The sequence below is a fragment of the Mesorhizobium sp. B2-7-1 genome, assembly GCF_006440735.1.
In the GTDB taxonomy this organism is placed as follows: Bacteria; Pseudomonadota; Alphaproteobacteria; order Rhizobiales; family Rhizobiaceae; genus Mesorhizobium.
Map to the genome: position 1 here is coordinate 30,627 of NZ_VFUA01000023.1, position 18,466 is coordinate 49,092.

Here is an 18,466-nt window from a genome sequence, read left to right on the forward strand (position 1 = left end):
CCCGTCCTTGCCGCGATCCGGTGAAAAATCAACCAAAACTTGTCGTTTAGCGTGTCAGCGCATCGAGGATTCGCGCCCAGGACCGCTGCCCCTTGTGGAAGGAGGTCAGCTCGTATTTCTCGTTCGGCGAGTGGATGCGGTCGTCGTCGAGGCCGAAGCCGACCAGCAGCGATTCCATGCCGAGATAGGTCTGGAAATCGCCGACCACGGGAATCGAGCCGCCGCCGCCGGTGGTGATCGCCTGCTTTTCCCATTCGTCGGACAGGGCGTCCTTGGCCTTGGCCAGGAACGGCGAGTCGTAGGAAAGCTGGATCGCCGGCGAGCCGCCATGCGGGTGGAATTCGACCGAGCAGTCGCCGGGGATGCGTTCGCGCACGAAGGCCTGGAAGGCGGCGCGGATTTTCTTCGGATCCTGCTTGTGGACGAGCCGGAACGATACTTTGGCCGACGCTTCCGCCGCGATCACCGTCTTGAAACCCTTGCCGGTGTAGCCGCCGATGATACCGTTGAATTCCGCCGTCGGCCGCGCCCAGGTGAGCTCGAGCACCGAGCGGCCCTTTTCGCCGGCCGGAATGGAGAGACCGACCGGTCGGAGGAAGGTCTCGGCCGTCTCGCCGAGCCCTTCCCAGGACTTCAGCACCTGCGAAGGCGTCTCCTCGACCCCGTCATAGAAGCCTGGAATCGTGACGTGGCCGTCCTTATCGTGAACATCGGCCAGCACCTTGGCCAGGACGCGGATCGGATTGGCGGCGGGACCGCCATACAGGCCCGAATGCAGGTCGCGGTTGGCCGCCTTGACGGTGACCTCCTCGCCCACCATGCCGCGCAGCGACACGCAGATCGACGGCGTCTCGCGGTTCCACATGCTGGTGTCGCAGACCAGCGCGAAATCCGCCTTCAGCTCGGCGGCGTTGGCTTCCAGGAACGGCTTCAGCGACGGCGAGCCGGATTCCTCCTCGCCCTCGAACAGGATGGTGACGCGGCACGGCAGGTTGCCATGCACCTGCTTCCAGGCGCGGCATGCCTCGACGAAGGTCATCAGCTGTCCCTTGTCGTCGGCCGAGCCGCGGCCGGTGATCACCTTGCGTCCAGGCTCGGTCTCCTTGATCGAGGGCGCGAACGGATCGGTTTCCCACAATTCGATCGGATCGACCGGCTGGACGTCGTAGTGGCCGTAGAACAGCACATGCGGGGAGCCTGCCGGTCCCTCGTGATGCGCCACCACCATCGGATGTCCGGGCGTGTCGCGGATACTGGCATCGAAGCCGATCAACTTCAGCTCGGCGACCAGCCATTCCGCGCCCTTGCGGCAGTCGGCGGCAAAGGCCGGGTCGGTGGAAATCGACTTGATGCCGAGCAGGCCGAACAGCCGCTCCAGGCTCTGGTCGAGATTCTGGTCGAGACGGTCGAGGACAGGGGCGATTCTGGACATTGGCGGGCCTTTCGATTTTTCGGGCCGACCCTAAAGGTCCGCGCCGGAAACGAAAAGCCGCGATCGTTGGACCAAGCGCGGGAATGCCTGCCGGAACATAAAAGAAGACCGCCGTGGTGGAGGGGGAACCACGGCGGTCTCTACTCGAAACGATGCGGCAGCCCGGAGAGGGGGGATAGGCTGCCGCAGTTTGCCCGGGATAGGCGGGGGACGGGCCTTACTCCGGACTTCGGCGAAAACTGCCGATGACGTGTATTTGGGTCTTTGAACATGGCGATTCAAGGGCATGAAAATTACACTTTTGTAACATGCCCGTGAGCGGCGGATTCCGTGCATGTCGCCCAAAAGTGTGAAGCGGTTTTGGGAAAACGACATGCACGAAGAAAAATGACCCAAAGCGCGTCTCCTGAATCCGTTTCCGCGCGACGCGTCTTGCCGGACAGGATCTGTCAGGGGTGTTGCCCGAACCGGTGGGTTCCTCCGCCTTTGGCATGGACCGCGAGGCCCTGCCGCGCTATCCCTGCCGGCATGAAAAAAGGCGATCACCTCTTCCTCGTCGACGGCTCCGGCTACATTTTTCGCGCCTATCATGCGCTGCCGCCGCTCAACCGCAAATCCGACGGCCTGCCGACCAACGCCGTGCTCGGCTTCTGCAACATGGTTTGGAAGCTGGTGCAGGACGCCCGCAACACCAATGTGGGTGTGGTGCCGACGCATTTCGCCGTCATCTTCGACTATTCCTCGAAAACCTTCCGCAGCGAGCTCTATCCCGAGTACAAGGCGAACCGTTCGGCGCCGCCGGAAGACCTGATCCCGCAATTCGGCTTGATCCGCCAGGCGACCGTGGCCTTCAACCTGCCCTGCATCGAGATGGAAGGCTTCGAGGCCGACGACATCATCGCCACCTATTCCCGGCTCGCTCGTGAAGCCGGCGCCGACGCCACCATCATCTCGTCGGACAAGGATTTGATGCAACTGGTTGGTCCGACGGTCGGCATGTACGACCCGATGAAGGACCGCCAGATCGGCATTCCCGAGGTGATCGAGAAATGGGGCGTGCCGCCCGAGAAGATGATCGACCTGCAGGCCCTGACCGGCGACTCGGTCGATAATGTACCGGGCGTGCCCGGCATCGGCCCGAAGACCGCGGCGCAATTGCTGGAACAGTTCGGCGACCTCGACGGGCTCCTGGCGCGTGCCGGCGAGATCAAGCAGGACAAGCGGCGCGAGACCATCATCGCCAATGCCGACAAGGCGCGCATCTCGCGCGAGCTGGTGACGCTGAAGAACGACGTGCCGATGAAGGAAGGGCTTGACGACCTGGTCCTGCATGATCCGGACGGGCCCAGGCTGATCGGCTTCCTGAAGACGATGGAATTCACCACCCTGACGCGACGCGTCGCCGAGGCGACCGCGACCGAGATCGGCGATGTCCAGGCTTCCGCCGTCACCGTCGAGCGCGCCGATACCGCGCATGGTCCCGATGTCGGCGCCGGCGCACCGCCGAGACAGCCGGCACCTGAATCGAACGGCGCCGCGAAACCTGCCATAAGGGGCGAGGACGCGCCGCCGCAGGGCGATACCCCATCGCTCCTCTCGGCGCTGCGGCTGGAACAGGCGACCTCGCGCAAGATCGACCCCTCGGCCTATGGCGCCATCCGCGATGCGGCGGCGCTCAAGGCCTGGATTGCCGAAGCCCGCGACGCCGGCGTCGTTGCTTTGGACGCCGAGACCTCCTCGTCCGACCCGATGCAGGCCGACCTCATCGGCCTTTCGATCGCGATCGCGCCGGGCCGCGCAGCCTATGTGCCGCTCGCCCACAAGAGCGGCAACGGCGACCTGCTCGGTGGCGGCATGCTGGAGAACCAGATCCCGGTCCGCGAGGCGCTGGCGCTGCTCAAGCCGCTGCTCGAGGACCGTTCGGTCCTGAAAATCGTGCAGGATATGAAATACGACATCGTCGTGATGAGCCGGCACGGCATCGAGGTCGGGCCGTTCGACGACACGATGCTGATCTCCTACGTGCTCGACGCCGGCACCTCCGGCGGCCACGATCTCGCCTCGCTTTCGGAAAAGTGGCTCGGCCACGCGCCGGCGGTGAAAAAGGAACTCGCCGGTTCGGGCAAGAACGCCATCGGCTTCGACCAGGTCGATATCGAGCGTGCGACGAAATATGCTGCCGAGCAAGCCGACCTGGCGCTGCAGCTGTGGCAGGTGCTGAAGCCGAGGCTCGCGGCCAAGGGGCTGGTTTCCGTCTACGAACGGCTGGAACGGCCGCTGGTGCCCGTGCTGGCCCGCATGGAGCAGCGCGGCATTTCGGTCGATCGCCAGATCCTGTCGCGACTTTCGGGCGAATTGGCGCAGGGCGCTGCCCGCGCCGAGGAAGAGATCTACGGGCTCGTCGGCGAGCGCATCAACATCGGCTCGCCGAAGCAGCTCGGCGACATATTGTTCGGCAAGATGGGCCTGCCGGGCGGCTCGAAGACCAAGACCGGCCAATGGTCGACCTCGGCGCAGCTGTTGGAAGACCTCGCCGCCGAAGGCCACGAGCTGCCGCGCAAGATCGTCGACTGGCGCCAGCTGACCAAGCTGAAATCGACCTATACCGACGCGCTGCCGGGCTTCATCAATCCAAGCACCAAACGCGTCCACACCTCATACGCGCTCGCCGCGACCACGACCGGGCGGCTGTCGTCCTCCGATCCCAATCTGCAGAACATTCCGGTGCGCACGGCCGAAGGCCGCAAGATCAGGACCGCCTTCATCGCCGAAAAGGGCCACAAGCTGGTCTCGGCCGATTACAGCCAGATCGAGTTGCGCGTGCTCGCCCATGTCGCCGAGATCCCGCAGCTCAAGCAGGCTTTCGCCGACGGCGCCGACATCCATGCCATCACCGCGTCGGAGATGTTCAACGTGCCGGTCGAGGGCATGCCGTCGGAAGTGCGCCGCCGCGCCAAGGCGATCAATTTCGGCATCATCTACGGCATCTCGGCCTTCGGCCTCGCCAACCAGCTGTCGATCCCGCGCGACGAGGCGAGCGCCTACATCAAGCGCTATTTCGAGCGTTTCCCGGGCATCCGCGACTATATCGAGGAAACCAAGGCCTATGCGCGCGAGCACGGCTTCGTCGAAACCATCTTCGGCCGCCGCATCCACTATCCGGAGATAAGGTCGTCCAACCCGTCGATCCGCGCCTTCAACGAGCGCGCCTCGATCAACGCCAGGCTGCAGGGCACCGCCGCCGACATCATCCGCCGCGCCATGGTGCATATGGAAGAAGCGCTGGACAAGGCGAAGCTGTCGGCCCGCATGCTGTTGCAGGTGCATGACGAACTGATCTTCGAGACGGTGGAAGCGGAGGTCGAAGCGACGATTCCCGTGGTGCGCAAGGTTATGGAGAACGCGCCGATGCCGGCGGTCTCGATGTCGGTGCCGCTGCATGTCGATGCGCGCGCGGCGAACAACTGGGACGAGGCGCACTGATGTGAGCGAGATGCTGCCGCTCTCGACGGCCACATTGCTCTCCTTTGCGCTGGCAGCCCTGCTGATCGAGCTGACGCCCGGGCCGAACATGACCTATCTGGCGCTGGTTTCGGCCAATGACGGCCGTCGCGCCGGCTTCGCCACGGTCGCCGGCATTGCGCTGGGGCTCGCCGTCATCGGTGGCATCGCCGCCTTCGGTGTCGCCGAGCTGATCCAGGCTTCCAGGCTGCTCTACGAAGGTCTTCGCTGGGCGGGCACGCTGTTTCTTCTCTATCTGGCCTGGGAAGGCTGGACGGCCGGCACGGATGTGGTATCGGCCAAGAGCGTGCCGGACGGCAAGTATTTCAGGCGCGGACTTGTCACCAACCTGCTTAACCCGAAAGCAGCGATCTTCTACATCGCGGTGCTTCCGACATTCGTCGAGGCCGACCGGCCGGCACTGGCCCAGACCGCATTGCTGACGACCATCTATGTCGCCATTGCGACCGCCATCCATGCGATCATCGTGATTTTGGCGGGAACCTTGGAACCATTCCTCAACGATCCGCGCCACGAAAGCATCGCACGCAAGGTTCTCTCCGCCATGCTGGCGCTGGTGGCGATCTGGTTCGCCTGGTCGACGGCGCGCTAGAGCAATTCCAGGAAAAGTGCGCAGCGGTTTTCCGTCCGGAATCGCGCAAGAACAAAGAGCTGGAGCAGGGCAGCGATTCTTTAGCCGCCCAGATATTTCAGGCAGCCTCGGCCCTACACTTGGCGCAAACACCGCGAAACTCGATCACGGCCTTCTTGGCGGCAAAGCCTGTCGAGCGCACCCATTCGTCCAGCCGATGGTCGACGTCGTGGTCGGACATCTCGGTCACCTGGCCGCAATTGTCGCAGATGGCGAAGGCGGTCATCGAATGGCTGTGGTCATGCGGCTCGGCGCAGGCGACGAAGGAGTTGAGGCTTTCCAGCCGGTGCACGAAACCGGACTTCACCAGCGTGTCGAGCGCGCGATAGACCTGCAACGGGGCGCGGAAACCGCGCTCGCGCAGCTGGTCGAGCAGCGTATAGGCGCTGAGCGGCCCGCTCGACGCCTCGAGCTTCTCGAGCACGCAGAGCTGGTTCTTGGTCAGCGCATCTCTTGCCGTCATCTTGTTCGCCCAACCGACGCTCGCGCGAAATCTCGCATGCGAACGACTTCAATTCCCCTGAGATAGCGACGAACGAGTGATTTTGCCACTGTTTCCGCAGCGTGTCGTTTCCAAGGCGCGGGGACAGAGATGGTGCGCGGCTAATCGCTACTTGCGCGGCGGCCCCTTGCGTTCGGCCGAAGCCGCCCAAAGATTGATGTCGGACTCGCGCGCGTAAGTGTCGATCTCCGCGAGCTCGGCATCGGAGAACTCGAGCGCCTTGAGCGCGCCGACGCAATCCTCGACCTGTTCCGGCCGGCTGGCGCCGATCAGCGCCGTGGTCACGCGACCCTTGCGCAGCACCCAGGCCAGCGCCATCTGCGCCAGCGTCTGGCCGCGGCGGGCGGCAATAGCGTTGAGTGCCTTGATGTTGGCGATCGACTTGTCGTTAATGAAGGCTGGCTTGAGCGACTTGCCCTGGCTGGCGCGGCTGCCTTCGGGAATGCCGCCGAGATATTTGTCGGTCAGCATGCCCTGCGCCAGCGGCGAGAACACGATCGAGCCGATGCCGAGCCCCTCCAGCGTGTCGAGCAGCCCGTCCTCCTCGACCCAGCGGTTGAGCATGGAATAGCTCGGCTGGTGGATGAGGCATGGCGTGCCGAGCCGCCGAAGGATATCGGCCGCTTCCCGCGTGCGCTGCGAATTGTAGGAGGAGATGCCGGCATAGAGCGCCTTGCCCGAGCGCACCGCATGGTCGAGCGCGCCCATCGTTTCTTCGATCGGCGTCTCGGGATCGAAACGGTGCGAATAGAAGATGTCGACATAGTCGAGCCCCATGCGCTTGAGGCTCTGGTCGAGGCTGGCCAGCACATATTTGCGGCTGCCCCATTCGCCGTAGGGGCCGGCCCACATCTCGTAGCCGGCCTTGGTCGAGATGATCAGCTCGTCGCGGTAAGGGGCAAAATCGGTGCGCAGGATCTCGCCGAACGCGGTTTCCGCCGAGCCGGGCGGCGGGCCGTAATTGTTGGCGAGGTCGAAATGCGTGATGCCGAGATCGAAAGCCTTGCGCACGAGCGCCTGCTTGGTCTTGTGCGGCGTGTCGTTGCCGAAATTGTGCCACAGCCCGAGCGAGATCGCCGGCAGCTTCAGGCCGGACCGCCCGCAGCGGTTATAGATCATTTTCTCGTAGCGGTTCTCGGCGGCGACATAGGGCATGGCAATCCTCGGGGTCGGAACGGCGCGGCGGTCGCCGCTGGAGCATGATGCCGAAGAGCGTGGAGCGGTTTTCGGACGACATCATGCTCTGGTGTGAATTGAATCGATGCTTGCCCCTGATCATTACCCTCTCCGCGCCGAAACGGGGAGAGGGGTTGCCACCTAGTTTTTCTTCGCCAGCAGCGCCTTCGCGTCCTTGACGCCGAGTGCGGCCGGCCGCTCGCAGCTCGTCTGCATGGCGACATATTTGCCGTTTTCGCCGGAACGCAGGATGCCGGTCATCACGTCGACGGCATGCAGCGCCAGTTCCATCGAGCAGCGATGCGGCCGCCCTTCGGCGATCGCCACCGCCATGTCGGCAAGGCCGGCGGTGCGGTAATTGGCCATCATGCCATGGCCATGCATCTCGTTCGGTATGCCGAACGGATGGTTCCATTTCGGCAGTTTCTTCACCGGCTTGGCCGAGTCGGTGAAGCGCACCTCGCCGCCGAAGAAATTGGGGTCCGGCACGAAGACGGTGCCCAATTCGCCGTAGAGCTCCATCGGCGCGTGGCCATGGCTCCAGACGTCCCAGGAAGTGTTGAGCGTGATCACCGCGCCGTTTGCGAATTCAAGCAGCGCATGGATGGTGGTCGGCGTGTTCACCGGGATCTTTTCGCCCGCACGCGGCTTCGACGAGATCGTACGCTCCTTGGCCGGCGTCGTTGCGAAGGCCGCCACCTGCTTCACCGGCCCGATCAGCTGGACCAGGTTGGTGACATAATACGGCCCGATGTCCAGCACCGGACCGGCGCCCGGCTGGAAGAAGAAGTCCGGATTGGGGTGCCAGTGCTCCATGCCGTGGCCCATCACATGGCAGGTGCCGCTGGTGATGGCGCCGAGCTTGCCGCTGTCGATCAGCTCGCGCACCAGCTGGTGCGCGCCGCCGAGGAACGTGTCCGGCGCCGAGCCGATGCGCAGGCCTTTCTTCTCGGCTCGGTTTTTGAGATCGAGCCCTTCCTTAATCGACAGCACGAAGGGTTTTTCCGAATAGACGTGCTTGCCGGCGTCGAGCACCGCTTTCGACACTTCATAGTGCACGGCCGGAATCGTCAGGTTGACGATGATGTCGATCTCGTCGTCCTTGAGGAGGTCGTCGACCGTCTCGGCGCGCAGCTTGAACTCCTTTGCCCGCGCCTTCGCCGCGTCCATGTTGATATCCGCGCAGGCGCGCATCTTGATGCCGCGGAACAGCGGCGCCAACGAGAAATACGCCTTCGAGATGTTGCCGCAGCCGATGACGCCGACGCCAAGTTTGTCTGCCATTTCGATTACTCCTGCCAGCTCTTGGCTGCCGCGATCGAGCGACGGGCATAGCGCTCGATGTCGTTGGGGTTGTCCTGCTCCATGATGAAGTACTGCGCCGCGCTCTTGGCGCGCAATGTCTTGAACAGGCCCGCCCAGTCGATCGTGCCGTGACCGACATCGGACCAGCCGTCCTCGTCCAGCCCCTCGCCCGGCTTGGCCATATCCTTGACATGCACGGCGCTGATGCGCTTGCCGTGCTTTTCGATCCAGGGCAGCGGATCGGCGCCGCCGCGGATCACCCAGGCGACATCCATTTCCCAGCCGATGTCGGGCGCGGCGGACAGGATATGATCCTGGGGCAGCGAGCCGTCGGCGAGCGCCTTGAACTCGAAATCGTGGTTGTGCCAGGCAAAGCCGTAGCCGAGCTTCTTCGCGGTCTCGCCGACCTTGGCGAGACGTTCGCCGAAGCCGCGCCAGCCGGCGGCGTCGGACGGGCGCTGGTCGGGCATCAGATAGGGGCAGACCAGCAGCGTGATGCCGAGCGCGTCGGCGATCTTGCGCACGCCGTCGAAATCGTTTTCCAGCGCGTCGATCGAGAAATGCCCGGTCGGCATCGCAAGCCCGTTCTTGTCGAGCTCGGCGCGGAAGGCCTTCGGGTCGTCATAGACGCCGCCAAAGCCCTCGACTTGGCTGTAGCCGAGCTCGCCGAGCATCTTCACCACGCCGTTCCATGGCTGGAAATTGCGGGCGCTGTAGAGTTGGAATGACCAGTTCATCTGTCCTGTCCGTTCTGTTGGTCCTGGGAGGTTAAATTCGGTTGCCGGTTTGAGCGTCGAACAGCGAGGCGCGCAGCGGATCGAAGCCGATGCCGACCGTATCCCCGTTTTTCGGCGTGCGTTCGGAGGTGACGCGCACGGTGAAGTTCTGTTGACCGAGCTTCAGCCACACCAGCGTGTCGGAACCCATCGGCTCGACGACCTCGACATTGGCCGTCGCGGTGAACGGCCAGCCCGTGCCGCTATTGAAGGCGACATGCTCGGGCCGGATGCCGAACACGGCTGGACCCGGCGTCGGCTCCTTCTCGAAGCCATAGGTTGCCAGCGGGATGCGCAAATCCTCGACGGCAAAGTGCCAGTCGCCGCTGTCTTTCTCCAGCCTGCCGTCGATGAAATTCATCGCCGGCGAGCCGAGGAAACCGGCGACAAAGCGGTTGACGGGGCGGTTGTAGATCGTCTGTGGCGCGTCGAGTTGCTGGATCACCCCGCCCTTCATCACCGCGATACGGTCGGCCAGCGTCATCGCCTCGATCTGGTCGTGGGTGACGTAGATCATGGTGTTCTCGAGCTTGCGATGCAGAAGCTTGATCTCGACGCGCAGCTCCGAGCGCAGCTTGGCGTCGAGGTTGGAGAGCGGCTCGTCGAACAGGAAGACATCGACGTCGCGCACCAATGCGCGCCCGATCGCCACGCGCTGGCGCTGGCCGCCGGACAGCGCCGAGGGCTTCCTTTGCAGCAGCGGCTCGATCTGCAGGATCTCGGCGGCGCGGGCGATGCGTTTGGCGATCTCGTCCTTCGCCACGCCGGCGACGCGCAGGCCGAAGGAAAGGTTCCTCTCCACCGTCATCTGCGGATAGAGCGCGTAGGACTGGAACACCATGCCGATGCCGCGGTCCTTCGGTTCCTCCCAGGTGACATTCTTGCCCTTGATGAAGATGCGCCCGTCCGAAATGTCGAGCAGCCCGGCGATGCAGTTGAGCAAGGTCGACTTGCCGCAGCCGGACGGACCGAGCAGCACGATGAACTCGCCGTCGGCGACATCCAGGTTGAGCGTCTGCAGCACCGAGACGGCGCCGAAATTGAGCGACAGGTCCTGGATCGAAACGCTGGGGCTGGCGATTTCAGCTTCCATCATCATCCTTTCACCGCGCCGGCGGCAATGCCGCGCACGAAGAGCTTGCCGGAAATGAAGTAGACGATGAGCGGAACCAGCCCGGTCAGGATGGTTGCGGCCATGTTGACGTTGTATTCCTTCACCCCCTGGACCGAGTTGACGATGTTGTTGAGCTGCACCGTCATCGGGTAGGTGTCGGGGCGCGTGTAGACGACGCCGAACAGGAAGTCGTTCCAGATGCCGGTCACCTGCAGGATGATGGCGACGACGAAGATCGGCAGCGACATCGGCAGCATGATGCGCAGATAGATGCCCCAGAAGCCGGCGCCGTCGACGCGCGCGGCGCGGAACAGCTCCTCCGGCATCGAGGTGAAGTAGTTGCGGAACAAGAGCGTCAGGATCGGCATGCCGAAGATCGAATGCACGATCACCAGCCCGGTCAACGTGCCGTAGATGCCGATCTCGCGCAGGATGATGACGATCGGATAGATCATCACCTGATAGGGGATGAAGGCGCCGACGATCAGGATGATGAAGAAGGTGTCGGCGCCCTTGAAGCGCCAGTTGGCCAGGGCATAGCCGTTCACCGAGGCGATCGCGATCGAGAGCAACACCGACGGCACTGTGATGCGCACCGAATTCCAGAAGCCGCGCGAGAGCCCGTCGCAGTTGAGTCCGGTGCAGGCGGTGGCCCAGGCTTTGACCCAGGGTTCGAAGGTGATCTCCATCGGCGGCGAGAAGATGTTGCCGAGGCGGATTTCCGGCATGCCCTTCAGCGACGTGACGACCATGACGTAGAGCGGCAGCAGGTAATAGAGCGCCACGACGATCAGCGTGCCGTAGAGGAAGATGTTGCGGCGCGACAGCACGTGCCGCGGCTTCGGCCCGCTCGGGCCGGAGGCATCGCGCCTGAGCGCCTCGGCGCCGCTGGACAGGGAGGCGACGTCAACCATGCTTGCGGCCTCCGAATTCGAGATAGGCCCATGGCACGATGACGATTATCACCGACAGCAGCATCATGGTCGAGGCGGCGAAACCCTGGCCGAGATTCTGGGCAAAGAACATGTAGTCGTAGACATATTTGGCCGGCACTTCGGAGGCGATGCCGGGGCCGCCGCTGGTCTGCGCCACGACCAGGTCATAGACCTTGACGATACCGGCCGCGATGATCACCAGCGTGGTGATGAAGACCGGCCGCATCATCGGGATGACGACGAAGAGATAGGTCTTCCACGTCGGTATGCCGTCCACCCTCGCCGCCTTCCAGATGTCCTCGTCGATGCCGCGCAGGCCGGCGAGCATCAGGCACATGATGAGCCCCGTGCCCTGCCAGAGCGCGGCGATCGAGATGCCGTAGATGACGATGCTGGAATTGTAGAGCGGGTCGAAGCTGAAGCTCGTCCAGCCGAGGTCGCGCACGACGCGCTGCACGCCGAAATCCGGGTTGAGCAGCCATTGCCACACCAGCCCGGTGACGATGAAGGACAGCGCGAAGGGATAGAGGAAGATGGTGCGGAACGTGTCTTCGAAGCGGATCTTCTGGTCGAGAAGGGCTGCGAGCAGGAAGCCGATGACCAGCGAGAACACCAGCGAGATGACGCCGTAGATCAAAAGGTTCTCGATCGATACCAGCCAGCGCGATGTCGACCAGAGCCGGTGATACTGGTCGAGCCCGACGAAGTTGAGCCGCGGCAACAGCTTCGAATTGGTGAAGGAATAGAGCACCGTCCACGCCGTGCCGCCGACGAACACCACCAGCGCGGTGAGAACCATCGGAATCGATGCGACCTTGGCGTTCAGGTTGCGGAAAAGCTTACTCGGGCGTTCGCTGTTGCTCATCTCGGCAGCCGGGCTGGGACAATGAGGGCGTCACGCTCCCGACCCCCGATAGGCTGGGGCCGGGAGCCGGCGGGGGCGCCGGTCGTCAGTCCGCCGAACCGATGATCTCGGCGAAGCGCTTCTGCGCCTCTTCCACGGTCATGTCGGGCTTGGCGAAGAACTCGGAGAACAGGTCTTCCTTCTGTTTCTGGGTGTCCTGCGAAAGCAGCTGGTCCGTCCACGGAATGACGGCGCCCTTGGCAAGGATGGCGAGACCCTTCTTCATGCAGTCATTGGCCGTGTCGAGGTCGACGTCGCCACGCACCGGCAGAGAACCCTTCTTGAGATTGAAGGCGACCTGGGTCTTCGGATCGAGCAGTGTCTCGGCCAGGACTTCCTGCGCCTTGGCCTTGTCGGCATCCTTGAGCAGCGGGAAGTAGAAGGCGTCGCCGCCGGTGGCGATGACTTCGTTCAGGCCAAGGCCGGGCAGGCAGGTATAGTCCTTGCCGGCGGTCTTGCCGGCGACCTGGAATTCGCCCTGCGCCCAGTCACCCATGATCTGGCCGCCGGCCTTTCCGGTGATGACCAGATTGGTCGCCTGGTTCCAGTCCTGCACATTGGTGTTCTTGGCCATCTTGCGGGCATCGTCCGCCGCCTTGAACACCTTGGCGATCTCAGGGCCGGCCGCGAAGGTGGCGTCCTTGTCCTTGTAGACCTTGAGGAACGTGTCCGTGCCGCCGACAGCGGCCATCAGCACGTCGAAGGCACCCGAGGCCTGCCAGGCTTGTCCGCCGACGGCAAGCGGAATGATGCCGGCCTTCTCCAGCGCCGGAGCGGCGGCCACGAATTCGTTCCAGTCCTTCGGCAGCGGCACGCCGGCCTTCTGGAAGGCTTCGTTCGACAGCCACAGCCACTGCCAGGAGTGGATATTGACGGGCACGCAGTAGATCTTGCCGTCGATGGTGCAGCTATCGAGCAGGCTCTTCGGCCGCACGACTTCCGTCCACTTGCCCTTGGTGGCGATGTCGGTGAGGTCGCGCATCAGCCCGGCCTGCACCAGTTCCTCGGCCTGGCGGCCGTGGTTGAACTGGGTGGCGCCCATCGGATCGCCACCGGTGATGCGGCTGATCATGATCGGCCGCGCCGTGCCGCCGGAGCCGGCGATGGCGCCGTCGACCCAGTGATTGCCCGTCGCGTCGAATGCCTTGGCAAGCTCGGCCACCGCCGCCGCCTCGCCGCCGGAAGTCCACCAATGGGTGACTTCCAGGTCGGTCGCGGCCGCCGGACCGGCGAAGTTGAGCGCAACCGTCGCGGCAAACGCAGCGGTCAGAAATTTGTATCGCATTTCGGCTTCCTCCCAGAATCTGAAACGTTACAGATTTTCGATACGGCAAATGATCCGCATAGGCAACCCCTCGCTTTGAAGCCGGTCGAGATTTTTTCGAGACATGAACAAAATCTTTCTCTCAAGGGGGCAATGTCAATGTCAAAGCGGCTGATCTCCGCCGAAACTGGCCCAAAACCGATATTTCCTTGTGATTCCAGGGGTTTTCGGTCCACCTCCACGCCCGGACCGCAAAGTTCGCGACCGTGCCGGTTAATCACGAAGATTGGCAATCTGTAACGTTTCAGTATATTGAACCAGGCCGCAGGCCAAGGGTCGCGCAATTGTCAACGCCGCACGATTGCCGGCCGACCCTGCGGCTGCTATGCGGCTGACGGGCGGGACGAATGGATAGACGGGTACCGAAGAAGGGCGACGATGATGCGTCGGGCAAGGAGCGGCCGACGCTGAAGACGCTTGCCTTCATGACCGGGCTTGGCGTCACGACGGTCTCGCGCGCGCTGAAGGATGCGCCCGAGATTGGCGCCGAGACCAGGCGCCGCGTCCAGCTCGTCGCCAAGCAGATCGGCTATCGTCCGAACCGCGCCGGCGTACGCTTGAGGACCGGCAAGACCAACGTCATCTCGCTCGTCCTGAACACCGAGCACGAGCTGATGAGCTTCGTCTCGGACATCATCTACGGCGTCACCGAGGTGATCGCCGACACGCCTTACCACTTGATCGTCACGCCCTATTCGCGCTCGCAGGATCCGCTCGACCCGGTGCGCTATCTGGTCGAGACGGGTTCAGCCGACGGCGTCATCATCTCGCGCACCCAGCCCAACGATCCGCGGGCGCGCTACATGCTGGAGCGCGGCATTCCCTTCGCCACGCACGGCCGCACCGACATGGGCCTGGTGCATCCCTATCACGACTTCGACAATTACGCCTTCGCCGGCGAAGCCGTGCGCTATCTCGCCGGCAGGGGCCGTAGCCGGCTGGCGCTTGTCACCCCGCCGCTCGGCCTCACCTATTACGGCCATACGGTGAACGGCTTTGCCGATGCGCTGAGCGAAGTGGGCGCCAGCGAAGTGCCGTTCAACACCGTCTCCATCGACCAGTCGATCGAGCAGATCAGGACGCGGACCGCGCAGTTGATGCGGCGCAAGGACCGGCCGGACGGTTTCGTCAGCAGCGCCGCCGCCGCGACGCTCGCCATCGTCGCCGGCATCGAGGACGCCGGGCTGAAGCTCGGCCGCGACGTCGACGTTGTGTCGAAACAGTCCTCGGAACTGCTGCATCTGTTCCGGCGCGAGCTGCTCGTCGTCAACGAGAACTTCCGGCTGGCAGGCTCCGAGCTTGCCCGGGCCGTGCTCGGCTGGATCGGCGGCGCCGACCCAGGTTCGTTGCAGTCGCTCAGCACGCCGAGCGAGGTTCTGCCCTATCGGGGTTAGCTCTGGTTCTCAGCTTCGTCATCCACGGGCGGAGCGGGAGCGAAGCGGACGCGCAGACCCGAGGATCCATTCCGTGAATTCCGAGAGCTGCAGCGATGCAGACAAGGCGCTATCGGAGCGCTTTTCTGGACCGCTGCATTCCATGGCGGACGTCACGGCATGGATCCTCAGGTCTGCGCCGCGTCGCTTCGCTCCTTGCTTCGCCCGTGGATGACGACGGGAGAGCCGTCTGAGCCGAACCTAAGCGGCGCCACTCCCCCAGGGTCCGTGAAACGCCCCCTCTTCCCCGATGCGCTCAAAACCATGCGCGCCGAAGAAATCGCGCTGCGCCTGGATGAGGTTCGAGGTGCCGCGTCCCTGGCGGTAGCTGTCGAAATAGGCGAGCGCCGAGGACAGCGCCGGCACCGGCGAGCCGGCCTCGGAGGCGCGCGCCACGATGCGCCTCAGCGACGGATGCGCTTCCTTCATCATGGCGATGAAGGCCGGCGCCATCAGGAGGTTGGTGGAAGCGCTCCCCGAGCCGAAGGCTTCGGCCATCGTGTCCAGCATCTGCGAGCGGATGATGCAGCCGGCGCGCCAGATCTTGGCGATGGTCGGCATCGGCAGGTTCCAGTTGAATTCCTTCGAGGCACCGCTCATCACGGCAAAACCCTGCGCATAAGCCGCGATCTTGCCGGCGAACAAGGCCAGCTCCAGGTCCTTGAGCAGCGCGGCCTTGTCGCCGGCGATCTTCTCGACACCGATATTGCCGTAGGCCTTTTCCGCCGCCTGCCGCTCGTCCTTGATCGAGGAAAGCACGCGCGCCGCGACCGCCGCCTCGATCGCCGTCGCCGGAATGCCGAGCTGCTGCGCCTCGATCACCGACCATTTACCGGTGCCCTTCTGCCCGGCGCGGTCGAGGATGATGTCGACCACCGGCTTGCCGGTCTTCGGGTCGTCGGCGGCCAGCACTTTGGCGGTGATCTCGATCAGGTAGGAGTTGAGCCGGCCCTTGTTCCATTCCTCGAAGACCTTGCCGATCTCCTGGGGCGCCATGCCGAGCCCGTCGCGCAATATGCCGTAGATCTCGGCGATCATCTGCATGTCGGCATATTCGATGCCGTTGTGGATGGTCTTGACGAAATGGCCGGCGCCGTCAGTGCCGAGCCAGGCGGCGCAAGGCTCGTCCTTGAACTTGGCCGAGATGGCCGTCAGCACCTTCTCGACCCGCTTCCAGGACTCTTCGGTGCCGCCGACCATGATCGACGGGCCATGGCGCGCGCCTTCCTCGCCGCCCGAAACGCCCATGCCGATGAAGGTCAGGCCCGAGCCGGACAGTTCCGAGAAGCGGCGCATCGTGTCGCGGAAATTGGCGTTGCCGGCATCGATGACGATGTCGTTGTTGGAGAGCACGCCGCGCAGCGCCGCGATCTGCTCGTCGACCGGCTTGCCGGCCAGCACCATGATGATGATCGGACGCGGCGGGCGGATGGCGGCGGCAAGCTCCTCCAGGCTGTAGCAGGGAACGACCATGTCCCTCAGCGAACCGGCGCTCTCGACGAACGCGTCGGTGCGCGCCCTGGTGCGGTTGAAGACGGCGATGCGGTGGCCGTGCTCGGCGATGTTGAGCGCGAGGTTGGAACCCATCGTGCCAAGGCCGATCAGGCCGATTTCGGCTTTTTCCATCGTTTCTTCCCTGCTTCGGATCTTTTGTTGAAGGTGGCATTCTGGAGAACGCCTTTCCCAGATGAATGACGGGCCGAGGCGACGGCGTCAACCGTCTCGCCGAATTGTGTCAGGCGGCGGCAGATCGGATTGGGGCCGGCATCGCCGGAATCTCATTCGCCACGGATTTCGATCGGAGCCTCGACCTTCACCAAATCAAAATCCGAAACGAGGATGTCGAGCCGGGCATTCCAGCGCCCGGGAATTGGAATGAGGAGATTGTCGACGCGCCAGGTGCCGTCGCCCGGCTTGGTCGCCGGCCGCTTGATCGGCTCGATGCCGGAATCCGGCTTCGACAGCACCAGCGTCACCTCCTTGGCGTCGAGCGGGCCGAAATCGCCGGTCATGATCACCATCGAAGCCGCGACCTCGCCGGCATGTCCGGGCGTGATGCTCAAATCGGCCATCGCCTTCAGCGTGTGGATGTGGATCGACACCGGCCGCGCGGCGGCGATCGCCAGCGCGCGCGGCGGCGGGGTGAAGCGCCAGCCGGCAGCGACGCCGAAGATGGCGAGCACGATGGCCACCTCGATACCGATCGAGCGAACCAGCCGTCGCTGCACTTCCGTGTCGCCTGCCTCGGCGGGCGCGGTCAACGTCCAGCGATTGACCGCGGCAAGCGTGAACAGGAAAAGTAGCAGAGCCAGCTTCAAGAGCAGCAGCCGGCCATAGGATGTGTTGATCAACGCTGCCGGCTGCTCAACCTGGATGATCGCCAGCACGGTGCCGCTTGCGGCAAGCGCGATGACGACCGGCAGGATCGCGCGGGAGAAGCGGCGCAGAAAGACTTTTGCTTCCGCCGGCTCCCGCCGCAATGCCAGACCGAGCGGCGCCAGCGAACCGGCCCAGAAGGCGATTGCGGCCCCGTGCAGGAACACAAGCGGCCGCGTCAGCCATTGCGGTTCGGCGGCGCTGGCGTGACCGCTGGCGGCAAGCGCGCCGCCGACACCGAGCAGTGCTGCGCTTGCCGACAGCTTGCGAAGACCTGACGGCCCGGCAAGCGACAGCAGCGCGAGACCAAGCGCGATCAGGCCGATCAGCACCGTCCAGACGTAGCTCGTCTCCAGCGCGGTCTTCCAGACCGTCGGCGCCGCAAACCGGGCAAGCGGCGCGCCAAGCCCATCCAGCCCCTGCAGGCCGAGCGACAACGGCGCGCCGACGAGACCGAGAAGCAGTGCCGCGGCGACAAAGCGCTGGCCGCAGCGCCGGTCCTCGGCCAGCCAGGCGAGCGCGAATGCGCCGCCGACGCCGAGAAAGAGGCCGGCATAAAGAAGCAGCCTGGCCGCCCAGATCGCCGCGCGCAGCGTCCAGTCGACGGCTTCGCCCGCCACCGGCGCGGCGCTTGGCGCGCCAATGGAAAACAGCGCCGAACCGGCGACCGGATGGCCATCGACCGACACCACCCGCCAGCTCAGCACATGCGTGCCGGATTTGAGCGTTTCGGGATTGTCGATCTCGACCGTCTGGTCCTTGAGACGGAAGGATGTCAGCGCAAGTTGCGAGCCGTCCGGCCGCACAAGCGTCAGAACCAGCGGCGAGACGGGCTCGCTGAAGGTGAGCGAAAATTGCGCCGGACTTTGCGTGAGCACCGTGCCGTCGGCCGGATCGGTCGCGACCAGCGCCGCATGCGCGAAAGCGCGGCCGGGCATGGCCAAGACCGCCATCGCCACGAGCACTGCCGCCAGCCAGGCAAGCGGGCCGGTATGCGGGCGGATCGTCGAGGAAGACTGTGCTGCGTTCATGCCGT

Annotated in this window: 14 protein-coding genes; 3 read left to right on the plus strand and 11 right to left on the minus strand. The window is 64.2% G+C overall.

Annotation, left to right across the window (positions count from 1 at the left end; translation table 11 throughout):
* Positions 1-46 precede the first annotated feature (46 nt).
* Complete coding sequence (locus tag FJ471_RS11845) at positions 47-1,432, minus strand: M20/M25/M40 family metallo-hydrolase (RefSeq protein WP_140803338.1); 1,386 nt, start codon at positions 1,430-1,432, stop codon at positions 47-49.
* 528 nt (positions 1,433-1,960) lie between these two features.
* Between FJ471_RS11845 and polA the strand changes: the two genes are divergently transcribed.
* Both polA and FJ471_RS11855 read left to right on the plus strand, forming a co-directional pair.
* Positions 1,961-4,915: a DNA polymerase I gene (polA, locus tag FJ471_RS11850; protein WP_181179342.1), complete on the plus strand. Its 2,955-nt coding sequence runs from the start codon at positions 1,961-1,963 to the stop codon at positions 4,913-4,915.
* A 10-nt stretch (positions 4,916-4,925) separates the two neighbouring features.
* Positions 4,926-5,546 (plus strand): LysE family translocator, encoded by a 621-nt coding sequence (locus FJ471_RS11855; RefSeq protein WP_140803372.1) that lies wholly within the window; start codon positions 4,926-4,928, stop codon positions 5,544-5,546.
* A 97-nt stretch (positions 5,547-5,643) separates the two neighbouring features.
* On the opposite strand, the gene FJ471_RS11860 is transcribed toward FJ471_RS11855, so the two are convergent.
* The 8 genes from FJ471_RS11860 to FJ471_RS11895 form a co-directional block, all read right to left on the minus strand.
* Positions 5,644-6,048: a Fur family transcriptional regulator gene (locus tag FJ471_RS11860; protein ID WP_041003614.1), complete on the minus strand. Its 405-nt coding sequence runs from the start codon at positions 6,046-6,048 to the stop codon at positions 5,644-5,646.
* A 147-nt stretch (positions 6,049-6,195) separates the two neighbouring features.
* Complete coding sequence (gene mgrA / locus FJ471_RS11865) at positions 6,196-7,242, minus strand: L-glyceraldehyde 3-phosphate reductase (RefSeq protein WP_140803340.1); 1,047 nt, start codon at positions 7,240-7,242, stop codon at positions 6,196-6,198.
* Positions 7,243-7,404: 162 nt separating this feature from the next.
* The gene (locus tag FJ471_RS11870; protein WP_140803341.1) at positions 7,405-8,547 is read right to left on the minus strand and encodes a Gfo/Idh/MocA family oxidoreductase; all 1,143 of its coding nucleotides are present in this window, start codon (positions 8,545-8,547) and stop codon (positions 7,405-7,407) included.
* Positions 8,548-8,552: 5 nt separating this feature from the next.
* Positions 8,553-9,305, minus strand: a complete 753-nt coding sequence (locus FJ471_RS11875; protein WP_140803342.1) for a sugar phosphate isomerase/epimerase — start codon at positions 9,303-9,305, stop codon at positions 8,553-8,555.
* 31 nt (positions 9,306-9,336) lie between these two features.
* Positions 9,337-10,437 (minus strand): sn-glycerol-3-phosphate ABC transporter ATP-binding protein UgpC, encoded by a 1,101-nt coding sequence (gene ugpC / locus FJ471_RS11880; RefSeq protein ID WP_140803373.1) that lies wholly within the window; start codon positions 10,435-10,437, stop codon positions 9,337-9,339.
* A gap of 2 nt (positions 10,438-10,439) precedes the next feature.
* Positions 10,440-11,372 carry a carbohydrate ABC transporter permease gene (locus tag FJ471_RS11885; RefSeq protein ID WP_140803343.1) on the minus strand — a complete coding sequence of 311 codons (933 nt, stop codon included), beginning with the start codon at positions 11,370-11,372 and terminating at the stop codon, positions 10,440-10,442.
* The gene (locus tag FJ471_RS11890) at positions 11,365-12,258 is read right to left on the minus strand and encodes a sugar ABC transporter permease (protein WP_140803344.1); all 894 of its coding nucleotides are present in this window, start codon (positions 12,256-12,258) and stop codon (positions 11,365-11,367) included. Before FJ471_RS11890 ends, FJ471_RS11885 begins: the two co-directional genes overlap by 8 nt.
* 85 nt (positions 12,259-12,343) lie before the next feature.
* Complete coding sequence (locus FJ471_RS11895; protein ID WP_140803345.1) at positions 12,344-13,582, minus strand: ABC transporter substrate-binding protein; 1,239 nt, start codon at positions 13,580-13,582, stop codon at positions 12,344-12,346.
* Positions 13,583-13,968: 386 nt separating this feature from the next.
* Here FJ471_RS11895 and FJ471_RS11900 point away from each other — a divergent pair, with 386 nt between their 5' ends.
* Positions 13,969-15,015, plus strand: coding sequence for a LacI family transcriptional regulator (locus tag FJ471_RS11900; protein ID WP_140803346.1), 1,047 nt, complete (start codon positions 13,969-13,971; stop codon positions 15,013-15,015).
* A 240-nt stretch (positions 15,016-15,255) separates the two neighbouring features.
* Here the strand turns inward: FJ471_RS11900 and gndA are convergent, their stop codons facing one another.
* Entirely contained in the window at positions 15,256-16,680 is a 1,425-nt protein-coding gene (gene gndA, locus FJ471_RS11905; RefSeq protein ID WP_140803347.1) for an NADP-dependent phosphogluconate dehydrogenase, read from the minus strand.
* A 152-nt stretch (positions 16,681-16,832) separates the two neighbouring features.
* Positions 16,833-18,461 (minus strand): copper resistance CopC/CopD family protein, encoded by a 1,629-nt coding sequence (locus FJ471_RS11910; RefSeq protein ID WP_140803348.1) that lies wholly within the window; start codon positions 18,459-18,461, stop codon positions 16,833-16,835.
* Positions 18,462-18,466: the final 5 nt, after the last annotated feature.

Bases quoted from the DNA above. Each gene is read 5' to 3' on its own strand.
- mgrA (WP_140803340.1), bottom strand. From the start codon at position 7,242: ATGCCCTATGTCGCCGCCGAGAACCGCTACGAGAAAATGATCTATAAC.
- polA (WP_181179342.1), top strand. From the start codon at position 1,961: ATGAAAAAAGGCGATCACCTCTTCCTCGTCGACGGCTCCGGCTACATT.
- FJ471_RS11860 (WP_041003614.1), bottom strand. From the start codon at position 6,048: ATGACGGCAAGAGATGCGCTGACCAAGAACCAGCTCTGCGTGCTCGAG.
- FJ471_RS11855 (WP_140803372.1), top strand. From the start codon at position 4,926: ATGCTGCCGCTCTCGACGGCCACATTGCTCTCCTTTGCGCTGGCAGCC.
- FJ471_RS11895 (WP_140803345.1), bottom strand. From the start codon at position 13,582: ATGCGATACAAATTTCTGACCGCTGCGTTTGCCGCGACGGTTGCGCTC.
- ugpC (WP_140803373.1), bottom strand. From the start codon at position 10,437: ATGGAAGCTGAAATCGCCAGCCCCAGCGTTTCGATCCAGGACCTGTCG.
- FJ471_RS11900 (WP_140803346.1), top strand. From the start codon at position 13,969: ATGGATAGACGGGTACCGAAGAAGGGCGACGATGATGCGTCGGGCAAG.
- FJ471_RS11910 (WP_140803348.1), bottom strand. From the start codon at position 18,461: ATGAACGCAGCACAGTCTTCCTCGACGATCCGCCCGCATACCGGCCCG.
- FJ471_RS11845 (WP_140803338.1), bottom strand. From the start codon at position 1,432: ATGTCCAGAATCGCCCCTGTCCTCGACCGTCTCGACCAGAATCTCGAC.
- FJ471_RS11870 (WP_140803341.1), bottom strand. From the start codon at position 8,547: ATGGCAGACAAACTTGGCGTCGGCGTCATCGGCTGCGGCAACATCTCG.
- FJ471_RS11890 (WP_140803344.1), bottom strand. From the start codon at position 12,258: ATGAGCAACAGCGAACGCCCGAGTAAGCTTTTCCGCAACCTGAACGCC.
- FJ471_RS11875 (WP_140803342.1), bottom strand. From the start codon at position 9,305: ATGAACTGGTCATTCCAACTCTACAGCGCCCGCAATTTCCAGCCATGG.
- FJ471_RS11885 (WP_140803343.1), bottom strand. From the start codon at position 11,372: ATGGTTGACGTCGCCTCCCTGTCCAGCGGCGCCGAGGCGCTCAGGCGC.
- gndA (WP_140803347.1), bottom strand. From the start codon at position 16,680: ATGGAAAAAGCCGAAATCGGCCTGATCGGCCTTGGCACGATGGGTTCC.